This is a genomic window from Changpingibacter yushuensis, assembly GCF_014041995.1.
In the GTDB taxonomy this organism is placed as follows: domain Bacteria; phylum Actinomycetota; class Actinomycetes; order Actinomycetales; family Actinomycetaceae; genus Changpingibacter; species Changpingibacter yushuensis.
Window position 1 is genome coordinate 2397491 of sequence record NZ_CP059492.1, and the last position, 22912, is coordinate 2420402.

The 22912-nt window shown below is 56.1% G+C and carries 11 protein-coding genes and 1 tRNA gene; 2 read left to right on the plus strand and 10 right to left on the minus strand.

Annotation, left to right across the window (positions count from 1 at the left end):
* Positions 1-336: 336 nt before the first annotated feature.
* From H2O17_RS10360 to pstS, 7 genes are all read right to left on the minus strand, one after another.
* On the minus strand, positions 337-4437 hold the full coding sequence (locus H2O17_RS10360) for a family 43 glycosylhydrolase (protein WP_182049600.1): 4101 nt from the start codon (positions 4435-4437) through the stop codon (positions 337-339).
* Positions 4438-4924: 487 nt separating this feature from the next.
* Complete coding sequence (locus H2O17_RS10365; protein WP_182049601.1) at positions 4925-8410, minus strand: immunoglobulin-like domain-containing protein; 3486 nt, start codon at positions 8408-8410, stop codon at positions 4925-4927.
* Between the two features lie 138 nt (positions 8411-8548).
* The gene (locus H2O17_RS10370) at positions 8549-12172 is read right to left on the minus strand and encodes an immunoglobulin-like domain-containing protein (RefSeq protein WP_182049602.1); all 3624 of its coding nucleotides are present in this window, start codon (positions 12170-12172) and stop codon (positions 8549-8551) included.
* Positions 12173-12431: 259 nt separating this feature from the next.
* Positions 12432-13211 (minus strand): phosphate ABC transporter ATP-binding protein PstB, encoded by a 780-nt coding sequence (gene pstB / locus H2O17_RS10375; protein WP_182049603.1) that lies wholly within the window; start codon positions 13209-13211, stop codon positions 12432-12434.
* Between the two features lie 54 nt (positions 13212-13265).
* Positions 13266-14348 (minus strand): phosphate ABC transporter permease PstA, encoded by a 1083-nt coding sequence (gene pstA / locus H2O17_RS10380; protein WP_182049604.1) that lies wholly within the window; start codon positions 14346-14348, stop codon positions 13266-13268.
* A complete protein-coding gene (gene pstC / locus H2O17_RS10385) occupies positions 14345-15484 on the minus strand; it encodes a phosphate ABC transporter permease subunit PstC (protein WP_246311240.1) in 1140 nt (379 codons plus the stop codon). Before pstC ends, pstA begins: the two co-directional genes overlap by 4 nt.
* Before the next feature lie 68 nt (positions 15485-15552).
* A complete protein-coding gene (pstS, locus tag H2O17_RS10390; protein WP_246311241.1) occupies positions 15553-16683 on the minus strand; it encodes a phosphate ABC transporter substrate-binding protein PstS in 1131 nt (376 codons plus the stop codon).
* Between the two features lie 305 nt (positions 16684-16988).
* On the opposite strand from pstS, the gene rarD reads away from it, so the two are divergent.
* Positions 16989-18032, plus strand: coding sequence for an EamA family transporter RarD (rarD, locus tag H2O17_RS10395; RefSeq protein ID WP_246311242.1), 1044 nt, complete (start codon positions 16989-16991; stop codon positions 18030-18032).
* Positions 18033-18054: 22 nt separating this feature from the next.
* On the opposite strand, the gene H2O17_RS10400 is transcribed toward rarD, so the two are convergent.
* The 3 genes from H2O17_RS10400 to H2O17_RS10410 all read right to left on the minus strand — a co-directional run bounded on the left by H2O17_RS10400 (position 18055) and on the right by H2O17_RS10410 (position 22635).
* Positions 18055-19125 carry an NUDIX hydrolase gene (locus H2O17_RS10400; protein WP_182049605.1) on the minus strand — a complete coding sequence of 357 codons (1071 nt, stop codon included), beginning with the start codon at positions 19123-19125 and terminating at the stop codon, positions 18055-18057.
* 71 nt (positions 19126-19196) lie between these two features.
* Positions 19197-21818 carry an RNA degradosome polyphosphate kinase gene (locus tag H2O17_RS10405; RefSeq protein WP_182049606.1) on the minus strand — a complete coding sequence of 874 codons (2622 nt, stop codon included), beginning with the start codon at positions 21816-21818 and terminating at the stop codon, positions 19197-19199.
* A 187-nt stretch (positions 21819-22005) separates the two neighbouring features.
* The gene (locus H2O17_RS10410) at positions 22006-22635 is read right to left on the minus strand and encodes a hypothetical protein (protein WP_182049607.1); all 630 of its coding nucleotides are present in this window, start codon (positions 22633-22635) and stop codon (positions 22006-22008) included.
* A gap of 196 nt (positions 22636-22831) precedes the next feature.
* On the opposite strand from H2O17_RS10410, the gene H2O17_RS10415 reads away from it, so the two are divergent.
* Positions 22832-22907, plus strand: a tRNA-Lys gene (locus H2O17_RS10415).
* Positions 22908-22912 lie beyond the last annotated feature (5 nt).

A 22912-nucleotide genomic window follows, 5' to 3' on the forward strand; every position in this document is an offset into this window, starting at 1 on the left:
CCCTTCATTAGTGCTGTAAGCCAAGGGCTGATCAGAGCTTTCTTGTTCTATGTCGGAACAAATAGCCCCAGACGGTGGGGGCTCAGCGCTGAGCCCCCATATGCAATACCTCTTGTACAAATGTTGCGGAGCATTGAGATTGCGGCCCATATAACTCATGGGTGGGCACTGCGTATTCACATTGGGTACGTGGCCATTGGTGGGTGTGGTGGGAGGTTGTCGGTTGTGGGTGGCCGGCAACCTCTTCCGTCATACTTGGCACTGGCACCACGGGTGGGGTCAGTATGGTGGGGGTCAGGTGTGGTGCGTTGAGTGCGCCACACCTGACCTACACATCTACTTGCGGTAGGCGGCTAACGTGTCACTACCAGAACCAAACCAATCACCAGCAACAAGCTGATCAGAAGAACGCCCAAACACAAAGCCTGGACGAGACCCACCAGCCAACCGATCATTCACAAACACACGCGTCCCACGAACAACCGAAACCGAATCAGCCCCATCACCATCAAAATCACCCACAACCGCACGATCCGATACCCGACCAAACGTAAACACCACATCAGCAGACCCACCAGAAGCAACCTGCTTCACCAAGAACCGCGACCCACGCTGCACACCCAAGCCTGCAACACCATCACCATCCCAATCACCGGCAAGCGGAACATCAGACGCCTTGCCGTAGGCCACACTCAGATCAGCAGACCCACCACGCACACGACCATCCACGCTGAAGCGAACATAAAACCTGTTCGACGAGGCAGCCTTGACCGCCACATCATCACACCCATCCCCATTAAAGTCACCCACAACAGGGACACTGCCCGCCGGACCATACACAATCGAATAACTGGACGCACCCGACCGGTTCGCATCCACAAACGTATACGTGCGACCAGTACGAAGAACCAGAGTATCTACCCCATCCCCATCAAAATCACCCGACAACACCTCATCAGCAGAAGCAATCTTCGCGGCAAACTCCGTCACAGTCCGAACCAACGAATCCTGGAAAAACACATTCACACCCACAGAACCATCCACCACAGGAACCACACCAGACGGCCCAGCAGTCGGCTCCGTCGTCGGCTCCGTTGTCGGCTCCGTTGTCGGCTCCGTTGTCGGCTCCGTCGTCGGCTCCGTCGTCGGCTCAACAGTCACCTTCAATGAAACGGTGTCCGAAGCAAGCTCTTGATCGGAGTCCATATCGAAGATCGGCAGACCGTCAGATGCCCAGTGAACGCGACGAACAAACATGTCGCGCCCGGAGTAGTTTGAGTAACCATTCGTCGCGTTGGCGTAAGCATGGAACACGTAAATCTGGTTACCATCCTCATCTTCAGACCACATGCCATGGCCCGTTCCAAGCTGCCACTGCCCGTTGAAGATTCCAGACTTCTGGATTGGGTAATTGAGCTTGGTCCAAGATGTTGGATCTGTCAGATCAGCGTTACCTGAAGCATCGGCCATAGCCAGACCGGTCGTGTAGGTAACTCCAACACCAGATCCGGAGTAGATGAGGTAGAGCTTTCCGTTATGTGTCACCACATTCGGCCCCTCAGCAATCGCGTTATCCCACGCATATTCGGGAGCAACGATCCGTACAGGATCCGTTGTGAGCAGACCCGGATTCGATGGGTCCATCTTGGCGATGTACACAGCACCGAGCTGCTGCCATGCGTAGTAGGACTGACCCTGCTCATCCTGGAAATAGGTCATGTCCAATGACATTCCCCGGTTTCCGTTGGCATCCTTGGCCAAGGCCGTGGTGCCGTCCTTGCGAAGCACTGTCTGAGGTGTGGTCCAATTCGCGGCCACGGTCGGATCGAGATCTTCTCCGTTTTCATCCTGTTTGAGCTGCATGAATGCTGAGGCGCCGTCTGTCCACACATTGTTGTAGCTCGGCATGAAGAGGATTGTCAGTTTGCCATCAATCTCGTGGAACTCCGGCGCCCAGAAGCTACCGGTTATTGCTTGGCCATCGGTGTTCTTGTCGCCCTTCGTCAGCAATATGCTCTCTTGTGCTTGGTAGCCATTGGAATCGATAAGGAAGTTGGAATCGCCGGCAACATCGGCGAGGCCCTTGATGGTATCTGCCATTCGCACTGGCATGTGCGGAGTACCATGCTGCCCCACGTTGTCGCCGTAGATATCGTTGGTGGCAATCATCAGGTACTTCGTTTCGGTGGTGCCACCATGGGTCCACTCCCACTTGTATACCGAAGGATCGGCGCGTTCTTCCGCGAATGGAAGTGGGTACTCCGTCTGCTTGACGGTACCCATAATCTCGTAGGTTCCGGCCTTCGATGTATCGATAGACGAAGTGTCCCATTCGGAAATAGGCAGCGTTCCAGTTGAGCCATCGGAATACGTGAGCTCAACGGTATCCGGAAGCTTGGAAGCGTCCAGATCGTCACCGGCTTTCACCGTAATGTCATTGAATGCCGTGTATCCAGTGTTCTTGGTGGTTCCAAGCCGTACCGTTAGTGCTTCAGCAGTCTCCTTGTCGATTGGAATCATGGTTCCCGAGGAGAAGTTGTCAATACCCGCCGTCGATGCCATCGCACCGGTCGTTGGTGCCGTACCGACAATCAGGTCACCGTGCGTGGACGTAGAGTCCTTTAGTTCGTCAAATGTCGTGTACTTGGCCGTTCCATTGTCATCAGTCCATGAGACGAGGTACTGATCCGAAGCCGTATCGTAAACGGCGCGCGGGTTGTTGACGCCATTCGTTTCGCCAACATTGATGATTCCCTTTGAGTTCTCCGCTTCGTTGTATGAGAGAAGATCAGTAGACGTTGCGAAAAGAATCGAAGACTTTCCAGTGCTGTCTGCGGTGGCCGTACCACGGGCCGTCCGAACGGCAACCACTCCAAAGGTGCCATCAGCCATGTAGAACGCCGCAGGGTCCTTCAGGCTCCGCAGAATCGAGGTACTGATATTGAGGTTCGTTGGCTGAGGAGTGGCACTGCGAGCGAAGAACACACCGTAGTTCTCATTAAGCGGGGTCCAAGCTGAGGCATCCGCGCCAGCCAGTGCGAGGTGCATGGAGTTCGAGATGTCTCCATTGTTCGCTTGCGACGACGACGTCGCGACCCGATCGTACGAAGCAACATACGATGAGGTCTCTGCAGATAGAACCTTCACGTCAAAGGTCTTCGTAGCCGTGACGCCAGGCAAAGTTGGTTTGCTAACAGTAACGGTGATCGTTCCGCTCGTGTTGCCACCCTCAGCGGAGATCGTCTTGTCCTTCACTGTGAGACCGCTTGTGGCTGTCACAGTTACAGCCGTTCCGGAGGCGGGTTCAGGAAGGGTGCTACCGTTCATGACAACTGGCGGTACAACGTAAGCGGCTGCGGCGTCGTCGACTATCGCCTGACTTTCACGCGAAGTGGGATTAACCGTAAACGTGTAATCCTGTGACACGGAGATACCGCGCACGGAAGCCTTGGCGGTAACCGTGACAATAGCTGGACTGGATCCCTTGGCCGGCTGATTCACTGTGCCATTGACGGCAACTACATCAGGATTGGATGAGGTCCATGTGACCGCACCGTTAGCGGTCGGCAACGCAACGTAGTTCGAGTCTATGGTTTGGCTCGTCACATTCAAGCCGGAGATAATGCCCTGAGCAGTGGTGGTCAACGCGGAGGCGTGAATCTGGGCGTCAGCAGTTGAAAGGTCCGCGATTTCCTGACCGGAAAGGGCCTCGTCATACACGCGGAAGGTGGAGATATTGCCCTTGAACAGCGCGTCTGGCCATGGTGAGCGACCAATGGTGTTCAGCGACTGATCAACGATGTCCGCCGGAGTCGAACTGACCGATCCGCTGGAGACTTCAACGCCATCAATGTATAGCTTTGCTGTGGCAGGTGAAGTTCCACCGTCAATAACGGCAGTTACTGACATCCAACGGCCGGCGCTTACTCCGCACGACCCGGACTGCACCAAGGTTTCGCTGCCCGAAGACTTGATGCCGACGAGAGGTGTGCGGTTATCTGCACACTTGAGTGCCGCAAACATGTACTCAGTGTTGGATGACGAGTTTCCGACGTTCCACAGGAAGTGAAATGCCGAAAGCATTGTGGAATCCATCTTGACCTCGGTCTGCACGGTGGCAGACGTTTTGCCTTTCAGGATGTTATCTGGCAGCCTCACCCAGTCACCTGTGGAGGTCTTTGCACCACCCGAAAGCGTCAAAGCGCTGTCAGCCCACAGCCCGTCTGAAGCATTCTGAACCACAGCGCTACCAAGGCTTGAACCTTCTGCCGTGTTCGCTACGGTCGTCCCATCCGTGGGTTTGCTTGTAAAGAGGTATTCAGCCACAAGGCCGCTTGATTCCTCTGCTGCGGTGGCCGCCGTTGTACCGGCAACCATACCCGTCAACGCCACCGGCAATGCGGCCATAATGGCCGTTGCCCGTCTCCAGATCTTCATGTTCTTTCCCGTTCTCGCAAACAGAACTCGGCACACAGCCCTCATAGGGCAGGTAACACCGTCGTTCCCATGTGTGATTCCCTCATGCATCTGAAACCTGTGGCCCTACGATGGGCCAGTCAGCTTCGATGTATGAAAGCTGATAGATCCTGATCTGCGCCTGCCGCTTTGCGGGCGCATCGTTGGTTTCGGGCGCAAGGATCCTAGCCTGCCCAAAACCTGTCTTGTGATGTTGTCGTTGTACTTAGTCGTGAATGCTTGGGTAAATCGGGGTGTTCGGACGCCCCCGTAGGTATCGATGCGAAAGATGCTCCGACACTTCGTAGAGCCCGCTCTGTTCGGTGCAGGCGGAGTTCATTCAAAGATGAGATGTGAAGGGTCAGTGTGGTGGGGGGTCAGGTGTGGGTGGGGGTCAGGTGTGGTGGGGGTCAGGTGTGGTGGGGGTCAGGTGTGGTGGGGGTGCACCCACCACACCTGACCTGCATACCTACTTGCGGTAGGCGGCTAACGTGTCACTACCAGAACCAAACCAATCACCAGCAACAAGCTGATCAGAAGAACGCCCAAACACAAAGCCTGGACGAGACCCACCAGCCAACCGATCATTCACAAACACACGCGTCCCACGAACAACCGAAACCGAATCAGCCCCATCACCATCAAAATCACCCACAACCGCACGATCCGATACCCGACCAAACGTAAACACCACATCAGCAGACCCACCAGAAGCAACCTGCTTCACCAAGAACCGCGACCCACGCTGCACACCCAGGCCTGCAACACCATCACCATCCCAATCACCCGCAAGCGGAACATCAGACGCCTTGCCGTAAGCCACACTCAGATCAGCAGACCCACCACGCACACGACCATCCACGCTGAAGCGAACATAGAACCTGTTCGATGAGGCAGCCTTGACCGCCACATCATCAGACCCATCCCCATTAAAGTCACCCACAACAGGGATACTGCCCGCCGGACCATACACAATCGAATAACTGGACGCACCCGACCGGTTCGCATCCACAAACGTATACGTGCGACCAGTACGAAGAACCAGAGTATCTACCCCATCCCCATCAAAATCACCCGACAACACCTCATCAGCAGAGGCAATCTTCGCGGCAAACTCCGTCACAGTCCGAACCAACGAATCCTGGAAAAACACATTCACACCCACAGAACCATCCACCACAGGAACCACACCAGACGGCCCAGTCGTTGGTTCCGCTGTTGGCTCCGTTGTTGGTTCAGTTGTCGGTTCAGTTGTCGGTTCAGTTGTTGGCTCAGTCGTCGGCTCAGTCGTCGGCTCAGGCGAATCCGACTTGACCGTGACCACAATCTCGACCGGCTCACGAGAATCGTTCTGAGCGGTTCCCTGAACTGTGAAGGTTCCTGCCGTGGCGTATGAATCCTCGGCAACCTCGTCCCAGACAACCTCGGCGTCCTGCTCGGTGCCGTCGGCCATCGTCAGATGGGCAGTCTCCGGAAGGGTTGGCGCAACGTCCACCTTCGTTTCAGTGCTGAGCGCATCCACGGAGGAGACAGCGATATTTGGAGCATAAGCTTCAAGCACTGCTTGGTACTGCGCCCGAGTCACCGAAATGACCGTGCCATGACGTGGCAGTCCACCATCCGAATTCTTCGGGAAGTTGGCCGCAGGCATCTCGTTGCCAATGACCTTCCACTTTGATGCATCGGTGATATCTGTAGTTGCCAGAGGCACATAGTGGTTGGGTCCGCCATGATAGTTCGGCTGATCCGCAAAGAGGTAATACTGGTATCCGTTTACGTCGTCGTCGTTCGCTTTGAAGAGCGACGGGCCTTCACCCGCTGTGAAAGATCCGCCATAGCCATTGCTCTGGCCGTAACCGATCTTCTCACCAACAGTGGTCCACACATCCTCCGCACCCGCAGTGGTGGGGTAGGCGGTAGTCACGGTAGAAAGCAGGTTTGTGGACTCCTCCTGACGCAATGTCATCGAGTTTTCGTCCTTGTAAATGCGGTAGTACACGCCGTTGACTTCTTGAACCGTGACGTCAATAGAGCCCGCGCCTGCCTGCCCGCGACGATCGACGTCGATCCAGACCTGAGGATCCGTGAACGTAATGAAGTCATCGGTGGTCACGTACATCATCCGGTTGTACGTCAGCGCCTTGCGAGCAAGCGGCGTATCGTCCGTGTAGATGTTCGACGCCCAGTACACCACGTAGGTATTCAGCTCGCTGTCCCAATATGCTTCGGGAGCCCACGTATTACCTGCATAGTCGGTATTGACCTTGATGTGGCGTTGGTTGGACCAGTTGACCAGATCGTTAGATTCCCATACCTCAATATAGAGGGAGCCATTGGCCTGTGCTCCAGCAAAGCCAGACAAGCCATTTACTGTCGAACGGCCAGAGATCTTGAGGTCTGTGGCGAGCATGTAGAACTTATCGCCGTCCTTCGACTCAATGATGAAAGGATCGCGCAGACCTTCTTCACCTTCGGTCGAGGTAAACAACGGTGTTCCATTATTGAGCGTGTTCCAGCTTAAAGCGTCATTTCCCTTCGACGCGGCCAAGCTGATCTTCTCGCCGCCAACGCCTTCACCAGTAAAGAACGCCCACACATATGCTTCTCCGACATTCTCAGTAGATGGCATCGCTGCGATCGTCACCTTGAAGTCCTTTGAGGCCGAAACACCGTCCTTCGTGACCGTGGCAGTAAGCACCAGCGTGGCGTCATCTGTACCCGCTGCGGGCCGCGAAACGCTCACCTTCTGATTGTCGGCGGAATAGCCGTCAGATATTTCAGCGTTGCTTCCACCATCTGACTTCACAGTCCACGCGATATCTGATGAGTACTCCGAGCCAACCGCTGGCACGATGAAGTTGCTTCGCGTATCTTCGGCGCTCCACACATCGATTGCTGCCAGATCCGCATCAACCTGTTCCTGAGCAGAGAGCAACCGCGCTACCGTAACAGTGAATGTTCGTGTTGCTCCGTCAAGCTTGGCGGTTAGTGTCACTTCTGCATCGGATTCACCGGCGCCAGGCTGAGTGACCACGGCAGTCGATTGCGCCGCATCGATCCTGATCACATCGGAGTTCGACGACGTCCACTCAATCGTCTTTCCGTTTGATGCAGTAGTAAGTGCGAAGTCTGCTGTAGCGGTGCTTGCCACCGAAATCGCCTCAAATGCCGCCTCAGCAGCGGGAGCGGAACTATCGTAAATCTCAAAGTTGTCGATCAGACCACTGAAATACTCGCCAGATCCCCAGTTAGCCTTGCCAATCTGGAAGATACTCGATGAACCCATGATCTTAGACAGAGAGTGTACTGACGTTGCGGGACTCGTTTGAACCTGCGTTCCGTCGATGTACAGAGTCGTGGCTTCATCGGTTAGTACGAGGTCCACGTGCTTCCAATTCGACGACGACGTCGCCGCCACATTTGCCGTTGAGACGCGAGATCCTGAGTTGTTGTAGCGCTCAATGGTCAACTTGTTGGTGAGGTCAAGCGCGCCGACGTAATGCTCATACTGGTACGTCTGAGTGGCTGTGCTCGGTGCAGCGTAGAAGGCCCAGGGATAGGTGGTTCCGGCAGCTTTGGAATCGTAGGAAATCGTGATCGCATGAGGGTTCTCCCCTAGTATCGACGATCCATCAGCCTTTTTGAGGTCCAGCCAGAACTTCGATGTTCCGCCGTCCATCTGGGCAGCGGTGGTGCCGTCACTTCCCGTGCCAACTTTGGCCGTGCCGCTGATAGTTGCCTTGGCATTACCCGTAGCATCGGTCAGGCTGCCTGTCTGGCTAGCAGCCAGATTGTTGAAGTCGAAGTCTGCCAGCACCGTGGAGGCAGCCTTGTAGTCGTCCAATGTGGTTGAATCTTCGGCCATCGAAGCTGCCGGAAGTGCTACTAGGCCAGCGGCCACAGTTGCGCATCCTGCAAGAACGCTCGTGACCCTGCGAATCAAAGTGTGACTCACGTGATCTCCTTGTACTCGTGGTTTGACGCACATATGCGTTGAAAGAGGAACCGCTACCCAACAGCGGTTCCAGGTTTTTCCGTAACAGGGAGGGGGTCAGGTGTGGTGCGTTGAGTGCACCACACCTGACCTGCATACCTACTTGCGGTAGGCGGCTAACGTGTCACTACCAGAACCAAACCAGTCACCAGCAACAAGCTGGTCAGAAGAACGCCCAAACACAAAGCCTGGACGAGACCCACCAGCCAACCGATCATTCACAAACACACGCGTCCCACGAACAACCGAAACCGAATCAGCCCCATCACCATCAAAATCACCCACAACCGCACGATCCGATACCCGACCAAACGTAAACACCACATCAGCAGACCCACCAGAAGCAACCTGCTTCACCAAGAACCGCGACCCACGCTGCACACCCAGGCCCGCAACACCATCACCATCCCAATCACCCGCAACAGGAACATCAGACGCCTTGCCGTAGGCCACACTCAGATCAGCAGACCCACCACGCACACGACCATCCACGCTATAGCGAACATAAAACCTGTTCGATGAGGCAGCCTTGACCGCCACATCATCAGACCCATCCCCATTAAAGTCACCCACGACAGGGATACTGCCCGCCGGACCATACACAATCGAATAACTGGACGCACCCGACCGGTTCGCATCCAAGAACGTATACGTGCGACCAGTACGAAGAACCAGAGTATCTACCCCATCCCCATCAAAATCACCCGACAACACCTCATCAGCAGAAGCAATCTTCGCGGCAAACTCCGTCACAGTCCGAACCAACGAATCCTGGAAAAACACATTCACACCCACAGAACCATCCACCACAGGAACCACACCAGACGGCCCAGTCGTCGGCTCCGTCGTCGGCTCCGTCGTCGGTTCCGGCGTCGGCTCCGGATCAACAGCGGTAACACCAGTGACCGTTGTGTTCGAAGGGTTCACGAGTCCATCGGTGTAGCCGTCGTAGGCAACAGTGACATCACCCTCAACGTCGTTAGGCAGCGTGATTGTTGCCGTACCGTCAGCCGCAAGTTTTACAGTCTTGGTCCATGTTCCGGAGGTGAGCACCACGCTTCCTGCCAGTGTTCCCTTGTCGCTTGCAGCAACACTGATCTGAACTTCGCGCGAATCGGAGTCATAGTCCGCCGTCGTCGTCGAATCAACAGCCTCGATGGTTGTCCAAGATTCCATTGCGTCTAGAACCGTCTGTGGAACGTTGACGAATGCACCGTGACGCGTCTTGTTGGGCATGCCGTTCGAGGTCACGCGGCCAGTCACTCCAGAACCAGGAGTCTTCTCGGTGAACCAGTTGGAGGTAAGAGAGAGACGGTTGGTCCACGAAGCCGTAGTCAACGCGCTCTCGCTAGTCATGAATACCTTGTAGCCGCCCGAATCTGCGAGAAGTAGGTAGCCGTCGCCGGCCGCGTTATTGTTCGGATCGTCCGCGTTGAGCTTGATGGACTCGAAGCCCTCAAAAGGAAGGAGATTCTGGTCCAAGAGCTGCCATGAGGTCTCTGGATCGTTACTTGGAGAGGCTTCCGTTGTGGTTGCCGTCAGGACCTTAGAGCGCTCGAGGAAGCCCGTCTTACCTGTGGTAATGAATGTGCCTGCCGCACCGGACTCCTCGTTCTTGGTCAGGCGGTAGTAGTACTCGCCAATCTTGAACACGGTTGAATCGATACGCGAGTAGCCAGTGTCCTGCCAATCCACAGGGTCGGAGAACGTCTTGAAATCACGTGTGATGACGTAACGGACAATGTTGTACGCACCGCCGTTCTTACCTTTGACCGCGTTGTTATGGTCGGAATCGGTGTACATACGCGAGGAGAAGAAGACTACGTAGGCATCGAGTGAATCGTCCCAGTAGGCCTCCGGCGCCCAGGTCATCCCAGCATCATCAGAGTTGACCGTGATGCCGGTGTTCTCATCGTTGGTTCGCTCCCAGTTAACGAGGTCCGTGGATTCCCACACCTCAACCTTGAGGGATCCAATCCGCTGATTGTCACCCCAGCCCATGTCGGCAACCTTCAGATCTGTTGCGATCATGTAGTACTTATCGCCATCATGCGACTTGAGAATGTATGGATCGCGCAGACCACCGGTGTCAGTAGTTGACGTGATCGCCGGCTGGCCGTTGTTGCGAGTTACGAACGTGAAGAAGTTGTTCTCAGTGGTGGAAGCCATCCAAATGCGCTCACCGGTCGAACCATCGCTCTCGAAGGTCGCCGCAGCGTACCCGGTATCCGGAGCTGTGCGGGTCTTCTCCTTGATTGTGATCTCCACAGACTTCTGAGCAGTGATGCTACCGATAGATGCAGTCGCAGTCACCGTAACTGTCTGGTCACCATCGCCGTATGCGTTGCGGGTGACCTGACCAGCACCCTCGTATGGATCTGCCGCACCCACGGAAGGAGCCGCATAGTTGGCATCCGTTTCGGTGACGAGGGATGTATCTGAGCTGGTCCACGTGATCGCCGATCCGTTTTCGCCTGTGGCAACCATCGAAAGATTCTCGGTGGTGCTGGTACCCAACGCCGCGATCGCTGCGTCGACGTCGGCCTGAACATCATCCGAAATCTCGGACTCCTTGATGGCCTTGATCGTGTAGTTCAACGGATACTTGTTGTTGTTTGCGTCTGTCGCCGTGACTGTCACTGTCGCGTCAGATTGGCCAACTGCGGGCCGGGTAACCGTTCCATCTGCCGCTAGCGCATTCTGATCGGTTGGAACTGACCACGTGAGCGCAACGCCATTAACGGAACTTGGGAAAGTGAGGTCACTTGTCACAGCATTCGCCGAAGCATTCTTCCCAAGAGTCTTTGCAAGGATTCCAGCCGAAATGAAGTCGGTGGTCAGTTGCGCCTTTTCAGCGCTCGTTGGCATCGATTCTGCGACTTGGGTACTGGTAAGCGCCTCGTCCCAGAACTTCATATCGGTGACATCTGCAGTGAGCAAGGCATCACCGCTGTAGAGGGACCTTCCGATGTAACCAAGGATGTCCCCTGACGGGATTATGCTGCTCAACGAATACGTATGTGTACCAGACGTGGCAAGGACTCCGTCCACGTACACAGAGACTGTGTTTCCCGACGACGTCACCGTCACCGTACTGAAGCCCGAGTTGAGTTTTGCGCCTCCCGAAGGTACTCGCGTCTCACCGTTGGCGGTTCCAGACTTCACACGAATCGCTGTGAGGATTCCGTTCGAGTAGCCGCTCTGATTGGAGACTGGTGCCATGAATACGTGGTTGCCAAGTTGCGTGGTATTCCACGAACCGACGCCGTCGCCGATGACCCAACCCATGGTGGCCGAAGCCGTGGTTGATTGAAGCGTCATCTCAACGGTGAAGTCATTGTCAGCTGCCGTCACAAGTCCTTGAGGCAAGGCGGCGTAACCACTGGCCTTGAATGAGAGAACGTCGTCGCCCCCATATGTTCCAAAGCTGGAATCGTTGAGGTTCACGAGAGTCGCGTTGCGCGAGTTCCCTGAGACATCTGTGAGGGTTGTTCCACTGTGCGACATGTCGTAGTGGGCGGTGGGCGAGGGCGACTCGGCCGAAACCGTCTGTACGTCCGATTCAGCTGCAATCGCCGCGATCGGTGACATCAGGGAAAGGCAGAGTGCTCCGATTCCAAAGGTTGCCGTCGCCTTGATCCGCCGGCTTCCGCCACGAGCCGGACCTCCACGATGATGGCGGTCTTGCCGTACCGGCAAGAGTGAGGGTTGGGAGTTCTCCATGTACACGTCCTCGTGTCTAGGGCTTTCAAATGCAGTTTTCTTCTTCTGCAACGCTGCAGAGATGGCGCGCTTCACTGCGCAATCGGTGTTCCTTGGCATCAAACGGTGGTCTGAGCCATAGTTGTGATGTTAGCGCTCACACTTAGGGCAGTCAATGACAGAATGTTGCAAATAGTTGCAAAAATGGTGGCGTTTCCGCGTGTCGGAAACGCCACCATTGCAGGAAGAGATGCGTTCAGTTGTGAAAAGGGTGAAAAAATCAGCCAAAACGCCCGGATACGTAATCCTCAGTTGCCTTTTCGGCGGGATTCGAGAAAATTGTTTCGGTCTGGTCGAACTCAACTAGGTGGCCAGGCTTGCCCGTGCCCTCAATATTGAAGAAACCCGTCATCTCAGAAACACGAGCGGCCTGCTGCATGTTGTGCGTGACGATCACAATCGTGTAGTCACTCTTGAGCTCATTCATGAGGTCTTCGATGGCCAAGGTGGAGATCGGGTCCAGTGCTGAACAAGGTTCGTCCATCAGCAACACCTCAGGTTTCACCGCGATGGCCCGTGCAATACACAGACGCTGTTGCTGGCCGCCGGAGAGCGATGAACCCGGACGATCTAGGCGATCCTTGACCTCTTCCCACAGGTTTGCACCGCGCAACGAAGCCTCGATGATCTCTTCGGCCTCAGCATTCTTTACCTTGCGGTTGTTGAGGCGGAAGCCTGCCAGCACGTTATCCCCGATCGACATCGTGGGAAAAGGATTTGGCCGCTGGAACACCATTCCCACTCGCCCGCGCACGTCCACCGGATCAATGCCCGGAGCGTAGATATTTTGACCATCGATCATTACTTCGCCCTCCACACGTGCGCCAGGGATAACCTCGTGCATGCGATTGAGCGAGCGTAGGAATGTGGACTTTCCACAACCGGAAGGTCCAATAAGCGCGGTGACCGAGCGTGGCTTGATGTGAACATTAACGTCCTCAACAGCCTTCATCTCGCCGTAATAGATGTTCTCGCCAGTGACGTCAATTCCCTGAATCACGAGAATCCTTTCGTTTGGAAGTGTGCAGCAGCTGAATCGCGGTATGCATGCGAACTATTGGCCCTTGGGGGCAAAGACGCGCGCAATGATTCGCGCGAAGAGGTTGAGCAGAAGAACGATGAGAACGAGGACAAGAGCGCCTGCCCAAGCCATAGAGAAGTTGCCTGCTACGTACTGGTTGTACACGAACACCGGCAAGGTCATCACCCGATCATTGAACATCGAGAAGTTGTAATAGTCTGTCGCGCCAGCCGTAATGAGTAGCGGTGCCGACTCGCCAATAATGCGCGCTGTGGCGATCACACATCCAGAGACAATGCCCGGCAACGAGGTGCGAAGCACAACATGAACGATTGTCCGCGATTTCGTAACGCCGAGTGCATAGGCAGCTTCGCGCAGTTCGTTGGAGACCAGCCGAAGCATCTCCTCTGTGTTGCGCACAACGATTGGCGTCATAAGGACCACCAGCGCCACGGCACCCATGAAACCGGAACGGTATCCCGGATTACCCACGATCACTGGAAGAGCAGCCGCAGCAAAGAGGCCAGCGACGATCGACGGGATACCCGTCATGATGTCCACTAAGAAGGTGATAACGCGGGAGAGCCAGCCACCGTTGTACTCCACTAAGTAGATAGCAGTGAGAATGCCCAGTGGAATAGCGATGATGGCTGTGGAGAGAGTGACCTGCAGCGTGCCCATGATGGCATGGCCAGCACCCGGAACAGCACCCGTCAGGGTCATGCCCTGCGTAGTGTGCGTGAAGAATGCGGGCGACATGAGCTCCATGCCATTGACCACAACAGTCACAAGGAGCGAAGCAAGAGGAACAAGCGCCAGAAGGAATGACCCTGAGATCAGTGTTGTGGCCATGCGATCAGTGCTAGCCCGGCCGCCTTCCACGTAGCGTGAAAGCACAAACATTGCCGCTACATACACGATCAAGGCCACGGAGAGTTCAACAAAGATGGAACCAGCATCCATGAGCCGGAATACCAGCACAGAACCCAAAGCACTTGCCAGCAGTACAGTCCATGAAACCCAATTTGGGAGGCGACGCCCCGAATGGGTGAAGACTACTTTTGGCGTGGCAACAACTGGCGCGACGGCGTCGGTAGCACTTTCGTTGATACTCATCCGTTGGCTCCTGAAAACTCTGCGTACCGGGCTATGATGCGGCGGGCGATGAAGTTGACTACGAAGGTCAGCACGAACAAGAGCAAACCGAGCCCCACGAGGAACTGACGTTCAAGGCCTGCCTGGGCTTCAGGCCAGTTGAGAGCAATCTGCGATGCGATGGTCGAATGCTGGCCCGGCGACATGATGAAGAAGTTGACCTTCAGCCCGGCCGAAAGAACCATCAGCAGGGCCATGGTCTCCCCGAGTGCGCGGCCCAAACCAAGCATTGAGGCTGAAACAATGCCAGAGCGCCCAATGGGAAGCACGGTCATCTTGATCATTTCCCAGCGCGTGGCGCCCAATCCCAGCGCAGCTTCCTCTTGCAGGCGCGGAGTCTGGAGGAATACCTCGCGGCATAGAGAGGTAATGATGGGCAGGATCATGATTGCAAGCACTAGGCCACCCATCAGGATGTTCCTAGCCGGGGGCACGAACTGAACCAGCTGAGGGGTCAGAGGCCACCATTCAAAATGTTCGGCCATGTAGCCCATGCCGGGAACAGAATCGACCCACCACTGGAGGGCGGGGGTAAGAATGTCTGAAATCCAGGTAAAGATGGGCCGGATGATCGGCTCTAAGGTCTTCATTCCCCACAAGCCGAACACCACAGAAGGAATGGCCGCGAGCAGGTCGATCACGTAGCCGAGTCCACTCGCGAACTTCCGTGGAGCGTAATGCGAGATGAAAAGTGCAATAGCGATCGAAAACGGAACTGCTACCACAAGTGCGATAACTGCCGAAAGCACTGTGCCAAAGAGCGCCGCGCCAGCGAACTGCCAGAAAGACATGCCCTTTGAGAAGCCAATCTCGGTCTGGATCGTCTCCTTTGAAGCGACGAAGGCCGGATATGACTGCGATACCAGAAAGAATGCAACAGCTCCAAGCAGGAGAATAATGATGATTCCTGCACCTTGTGCGAATCCGGCGAACACGGAATCACCGCGCCGCTTCTTAGGATTCCGCGGTGCAATCTCCGGTGAAACCACTTTCGGCGCAACGGTTTTCGACGACGTCGTGCGTTCAGCCTCAGGGGCCTCTTCCAGACCAATCGCCATAGATTCCTCCTTGCGGTCGCTCATTCGTTTCTCACTCACGGTTAGCCTTTCCTAGCGCAGTGATGCGGGTTGGCACAGGAACCAACCCGCATCACCTAGCGGAGGTCTCAGCCGATCGTTTCGATCGCAGCTTCGACCTTAGCGCGCAGGTCGTCTGAGATGGGGGCGTTGCCTGCACCGGCGTCGGTTGCAACCTGCTGGCCTTCAGCAGAAGCAATGTAGCTGAAGTAGGCCTTGACGTTGGCGGCGGTGGCGGCGTCGTCGTAGGACTGGCAGCCAATGAGGTAGGAGACCATGACGATCGGGTAAGCGTCAGCAATAGAGCCATCGCGGACTAGATCGAAGGTGAGGACAGTATCCGAAGCGTCCGCAGCGGCTGGGGAGCCGTCAACGATCGCAGCGGCAGCCTCGGGGCTGTAGGCGAGGAATGAGCCATCGACTTCAATGTTGGCGTGGCTGAGCGATCCGATCTGCGAAGCGTCGGCATACGTCACAGCTCCTTCAACGGACTGGGTCAGCTGCACAACGCCAGAGGTCTTCTCTGCCGACTGCGTGCCATCCACGGGCCACACTTCTGCCGGATCGTAGCTCCATGCATCGCCAGCGGCATCTGCAAGGTACTGCGTGAAGTTCTCAGTTGTACCTGACTTGTCCGCGCGGTTCACTGGGATGATTGCCAGATCAGGAAGGTCAGCATCAGGGTTGTTGGCGGCGATCGAATCGTCGCTCCAGTTGGTGACTGCACCTGAGAAGATGTCCGCAACGTTTTCAGCGGAGAGGTTCAGGTCATCAACACCGGGCAGGTTGTAAGCAACCGCGATGGGGGAAATGTAGACAGGGAGTTCCACAACCCCGACGCCGCCACACGTGTTGGTGGCCGACGTAAGCTCATCGCTCGAAAGAGCGGCATCGGAGCCAGCGAAGTCAACCTGACCGCCGATGAACTGTTCGCGGCCGGTGCCAGAACCAGTTGCTTCGTAGTTGATGGTCACGCCCGACTGGACCGATGCGAAGTTGTCGCGCCATGCCTGCTGCGCGTTGGACTGGGAAGAAGCGCCAGAGCCGTTGATGGTGCCCGAAAGGTCACCTTGGGAGGCTCCTGATTCGGATGTGGTCGCGCTGCCGGAGTCAGTAGTGCTATCAGATTCGGAATCGCCTGACTGGCAGGCGGAAAGGGTCAACGCCAAGGCGCCGGCGAGAGCAACTGTGGCGACCGTGTGAGTGCGTGCAATCTTCACTGCGTTACGTCCTTCAGATGGTGGAAACTCAAAGAGTTCTGGAACGCACCGTGCGTTCAACCATTACGTTAGGAGCGCCCAGTAACCGCAGCGGTTATGAGTGGTGAACAGAGGGTTAACGGTCCTGCGAGGTGAATCACATACCGGGAATCAACCGCTAGTTTTCAAGGAAAAATGCCCTTTGGGTGGTCGGCCTTCTCGAGATTACGTGGGCACCCAATTAGCTCACTTACCCGGTTTCTTATGCTTGAGACTTCTAGCACCGCCACTGCGGTGCACCACTTTCCTCGAAGGGAGCCTCGGCGGTGCCATCCACTTCTGATTCCGGTGCACTCGATCTACGCTCCTTGTCCCTCGGCCTGAGCTGCTACCTCATGTGGGGCTTCTTTCCGCTCTACTTTCATACGCTTGCCCCAGCCGGTTCAATTGAGGTGATTGTTCACCGCGCAATCTGGGGTCTTCTCACGGCGTTGCTCGCAGTGTTCGTGATGCGGCGCGGACGTCAACTCCAGGCAACCATCCGTGACAGGGGTGCCGTCCTTCGCCTGTCAGCTGCGGGGTGGCTCATTGTGGTGAACTGGACGGTGTACGTGTATGCGGTCCAATCAGGGCACACAATTGATGCCGCACTCGGGTACTTCATCAATCCACTGGTCACTGTGGCGTTGGCACGATTTGTGCTCCATGAAGCGCTCACCCGAGCCCAGAAGGTAGCAATCTTCTTGGGATGTTTGGCGGTTGTGATTCTGGTGATTGGCATGGGCCGCCTACCGTGGATTTCGCTCGCCCTAGCGTTGTCATTTGGCTTGTACAGCTTGGTGAAGAAGACCATCTCCGGTTCTGTTCCACCTCTCGAGGGCCTCGTGGTGGAAACCGCCGCTGTTACGCCTTTCCTCATCTTCTACTATGTGTGGCTGGCGATTCAGGGCACAACATCGTTCAACACGTTAGCTGCACATCAAGCCGCCGGGGAACATCCGATCGCCTGGGGTTGGCATGCTGCCCTGCTCGTGGGTGCTGGCATCCTGACAGTTATTCCACTCGTGCTCTTTGCGAAAGCTGCACAAGGACTACCTCTGGGCGTGTTGGGCCTCATCCAGTACGTCACGCCCGTGATGCAAATGGCGATCGGCATTCTTGTGTTTCATGAGGAGATGGAACCCGTGCGATGGGTGGGCACCGCAGTCATTTGGCTCGCTCTTGTTGCACTGAGCGTGGACTGGATTGGTCAGATCCGCAGGTCACGGCGTGTCCTTACTGAAGCTCGGGCTCTTTCGAAGCCAACGCCACAAGCCGAGAATCCGGCTTCTGAAGCAGAAGGTCATTCTTCCGCGAAGCCTGAGGCTTGAAGCTTGAAGCAACAAGAAGCTCTCAGACCACTGCCAGCGTAGTGGGCCGGAACTTCTCCACGGCTACCACGCGGGTTTTTCCACTGTCGGAGTCAACCCGTGCCACATGTGCCACGAGGATCTCTCCCGGCTTCAAATATGGATCTTCTCGCGGTATTTTGGCGACGACGTCGGCAGTGGTCCGGTGCGCAATCCTCCGGAAGACGCTCTCCAGTGTGGGCCGGTGAAGGCACACCGCGATGGATGGCGTGTTTCCGCACAGAAGTTGCCTCATAGTTTGCTTGAGCGGCTCGGGCGAATCACGGAAAGCCTGTTCGGTCAGTTCGGGATGCTCAACGATTCTGATGCGGGCCGCTTGTTCGAATGGTCGCAACGTATCCATGCAGCGTTTCCATGGGGAGGAATGAAGCTGGGTTACCCCATAATTAGCCAATTGCGCGGCGATGACCTTGCTCTGCTTGACACCGCGGGGTGTGAGCGGGCGGGTAACTTCACTCCCGTTGCCCTTTTTCCAATTGGATCGCTTAACGGCCCTCGCATGACGAACCAATAGCACGGCGGAGGTCTCGAGTGTGCCGGATTCCTTCATCGACCGCAATCTTCGAAGGATCGCCCGGTCCAACTCTGATGTCAACTTCTCAATGGCCTGCTCCAATGGGAGCCACACCAGCCCATCAATCTCGTTCTTTGACGCCTTGCTGTATGAAGGACGAGCCACAATCGCAGGATGATCGCTCGGAAGCTCTTGGGCCATCCAGTACGTAACTTCCTTACGTTGACCATTTCCCAAGCGATAACGAATCACACCTGCCGGTTGGCCAAGCGCCACGTGCAGCCGAGTCTCCTCGAAGATCTCGCGAATGGCACAGGAGCGCAGATCCTCCCCCTGCTTGAGCTTGCCTTTAGGGAATGACCAATCGTCGTATCGAGGCCTGTGAATCAGGACTACTTCAATGCTCTTCTTCGATCGCCGCCATATCACTCCACCGGCGGCCCGCACATCGATAGTGCGTGAATATGAGCGCCTACGCACGCTCGCGCCGCCCTTCTTCATGAGGAAGACTTCGTCGCCGGTGCTGATTAGAGAAGCCATGGTGTGTCCTTGCGCTCGTCCCCGAACTGTTGACTTAGTGAAGAGTGCTCAGCTGGCCGCGCGGCCCAAGATCACTTGCTTGCAACTCTAGACCGAGCTTGCCTCATCAGGAGGTCCTGCACATCCTGCAGTTTACGACCCTTGGGGCTGAGAGCGTGACGCACCCAACCGTCCGGTTCCAAATGCCACGAGCTAGTGGTATCCGCACACGAGACGTCAATGAGCTCTACCAAATCGTCGATCATCGCGGGGTCGGTGATCTTGATAAGTGCTTCGATACGCCGATCAAGGTTGCGATGCATGAGGTCCGCGGACCCAATGAACACGTCCACGTCGCCGTCGTTACGGAACGCAAATATCCGCGAGTGCTCGAGGAATCTACCCAAGATTGAACGAACCCTGATCTTATCGGACAGGCCAGGGATACCGGCACGCAGCGCACAGATGCCACGCACCTGAATATCGATTGGCACTCCAGCCTGACTGGCACGATAGAGTGCGTCAATAGTTGCCTCATCCACCAGCGAGTTCGTCTTTATCTTGATCCAAGCGTCCTTGCCGGCCTTTTTGTTGGCCACCTCGCGGTCGATGCGAGCGATAAGCCCAGTCCGAATTCCGGTGGGTGCCACGAGAAGACGATGGAACTTGGCCTGCGGGGCGTAACCCGAAAGCTGATTGAACAACCGAGTCAGGTCCTGGCCTACATCGCGGTCACACGTAAGGATTCCTAGATCCTCATACCCTCGCGCCGTCTTCGGGTTGTAGTTTCCCGTTCCGACGTGGCAGTAACGGCGCAAGCCGTCCTCTTCTTGACGCACCACGAGGCAGAGCTTGCAGTGCGTCTTCAAGCCCACAATTCCGTACACCACGTGTACGCCAGCCTGTTCGAGCTTGCCCGCCCATTCAATGTTAGCCTCTTCGTCGAAACGGGCCTTGATCTCAACAACGGCCAAGACCTGCTTGCCTGATTGAGCCGCTCTAATGAGGGAGTCAATGATCGGTGAGTCCGACGACGTCCGGTACAGAGTCTGTTTGATCGCAAGAACGCGCGGGTCCGCGGCAGCTTGCGCCACGAACTGCTGAACCGAAGTTGAGAACGAATCATAGGGATGGTGCAAGAGAATGTCATGACGCCGAATCGCCTCAAAGAAGTTGCGCGGCTTGGCGGACTCCACCTCAGCCAAACCGTATGGCGTGACCGGAACGTAGTTCGAGTACTTGAGGTTGGGCCGATCCAGATCGTGAATGACGTTCAGGCCCGTCAGATCGAGCGGCGCAGGAAGCCGGAAGACGTCTTCATCGCGAACACCAAGTTCGCGCACCAACAGTTTGAGAACATGTTCAGCAATCCCGGACTCCACCTCGAGGCGAACAGCTGGGCCGAAGCGCCTGCGCAGCAGTTCCTTCTCCATTGCCGTTAGGAGGTTTTCAGCATCATCTTCTTCAACCTCAAGGTCCTCATTTCGGGTGACCCTGAAGGTGTAATGCTCAATAATCTCCATGCCGGGGAACAACTGGTCCAAGTGTGCACCGATGAGCTCTTCAAGCGGAACGTACTTCGTGCGGCCCTCGCGGTCCGTTGGGACATCCTCTGGGCGATAGGCCCGGCCTTCAGAATCAACGGCAATGAAGCGTGGGAGAAGCGGCGGAACCTTGACTCGCGCAAAGAGATCCTTGCCGGTAGTGGGGTTGCGCAGCACCACAGCGAGGTTGAGGGAAAGGCCGGAGATATACGGGAATGGGTGGGCAGGATCCACAGCTAGCGGGGTGAGGACTGGGAAGATCTGCTTCTTAAAGAACTTGCGCAGCCGTTCCTTCTCCGGTTCCTTCAAGCCCTCCCAATGTAGGATGTCGATCCCTTCATCAGCCAGCTTGGGCTGCACATCTTCAGCGAACACGCGAGCGTGGCGTGCCATCAGTTCCTGAGCGCGATCTGCGATTCCGTCCAGTGTTTGGCGTGGCGTCAAACCAGAGGGCGAGGTGACGGCCATCCCGGTAGCGATGCGGCGCTTGAGGCCCGCAACCCGGACCATTACGAACTCATCGAGATTCGATGCAAAGATCGCAAGAAACCACGCACGTTCCAAGATTGGAAGCGATTGGTCCTCAGCTTGCTCGAGGACTCTTTCATTGAATGAGAGCCATGAGAGCTCGCGGTCGGCAAACCGGCCCTCAGGCAACGGCGATTCATCCAGCGCCTTGCGGGATCGCTTGGCCTCCTCGTTTGCACGCTTGGCCATTTCCACGAGGGACGTAGTGGAAATGGGCGAACCGAGTCGCATACGCGCACGCTTGCGGGCACGTTCAGCCAGCAGCTCTTCCTCATCAACTGCCGAATCGCGCTGGTCTTCGTCGAAGAACTCCGGGTCCTCCACACGAGTCAGGCCCAATCCCGGATCGTCTTCCTCCACCGAATCGCCCGCTTCACCCAGCGTTTCAAAGAATCCTTGTTCAGGCACAACAGAAACTTCTGTAGGGGCCGTTTGCTCTTCAACGCTGGCACCGTCGTTTGCCTCGGTGCTGGCGTCATGGCCAGCTTCAACGCTGGCACCGTCGTTTGCCTCGGTGCTGGCGTCATGGCGAGCTTCAACGCTGGCACCACTCAGTGCCTCGGAGGCGGCACCACTATATGCCTCAGAGCCGACCTCAGCACTTATGCCCACAAACTGGTGTTTAGACGTAGATTCGGTCATTACCGGCTCCTCATTCATAAGTCGATTTTCGCACTCAGGAGTGCCGTTTGCACGCACACGAACCGCCGCGGACACATGTGGAGATTTGTTTGGTTTCCAGACATTCGTGAGCCTCGTGGAATACACCAGAAGTTCACCTTCTGCCAGAATCACTCACCCGGATTACTGCCAGAATCACTCACCCGGGTTATTCGAGAAGTCCTTCGGCCGCGAGCGCTGCTGCATCCCGGAACTCGACCGAGGTTTGGGCCAGTGCTTTGCTGCGACGAGTCACTTCGTGTGCCAGGGGATGTGAATCGTTCAGAATCCAACCCGATTGTTCCGATGCAAGGACGTCCATCAGACGCGCGGAATCCACCAACACGTCAGTGAAGTCACCTTCGAATGTGCCGGCGAGTACTGCATCCCATTCCTGACGCACAGTTCCCGGCTTGGGTGTCATGTTTGCCTTCAATACCCCATCTTCACCTTTGGCGCGCAACGCGGAGTCGGCAGCTAGGTAGCGAGAGCGAACCTCATTGCCTTCGCGGCGAATCCACTCACGAAGCAGGTAGCCACGCCACAGAATGCCAGGGAGCGTGTTCTCCGGAGACTTCACCCATGCCTCAGCAAGGACGTCCACACCTTCGTCGTCGACCAAAGCGATAATGCGCTTGACGGCCTCTAAATCCTCAGCAAGGTGGTTACGACCCATTGGAATCAATGCCTGAGCCGAGGTGTGCGCCAACTCCGAGTTGTAGGCAACGTCGGATTCGCCCTCAATCGACTCGATCTGTTCTGCGTCCAACTGTGCTGGACGCCGCGGCGTAGTGCTCATGGGATGTACCTCCTGGTCTGTACCCGGAGCACTTCGGCTTCCCTTCCGAGCGCACCGGTGCGTTACTCAATTGTGGCCCATGTGCTGCCCACTTTGGCAGTATTGACATGGGCAGTTTGCCAGTGGCTTCCCGAATAGGTGTTCGCGCGCTTGATTGGCTATAATCGCTAGTTGTGCACACCGTGCACGTTGCAATGGGCCTATAGCTCAACGGTTAGAGCATCGGACTTTTAATCCGCTGGTTCTGGGTTCGAATCCCAGTGGGCCTACCAAAGGG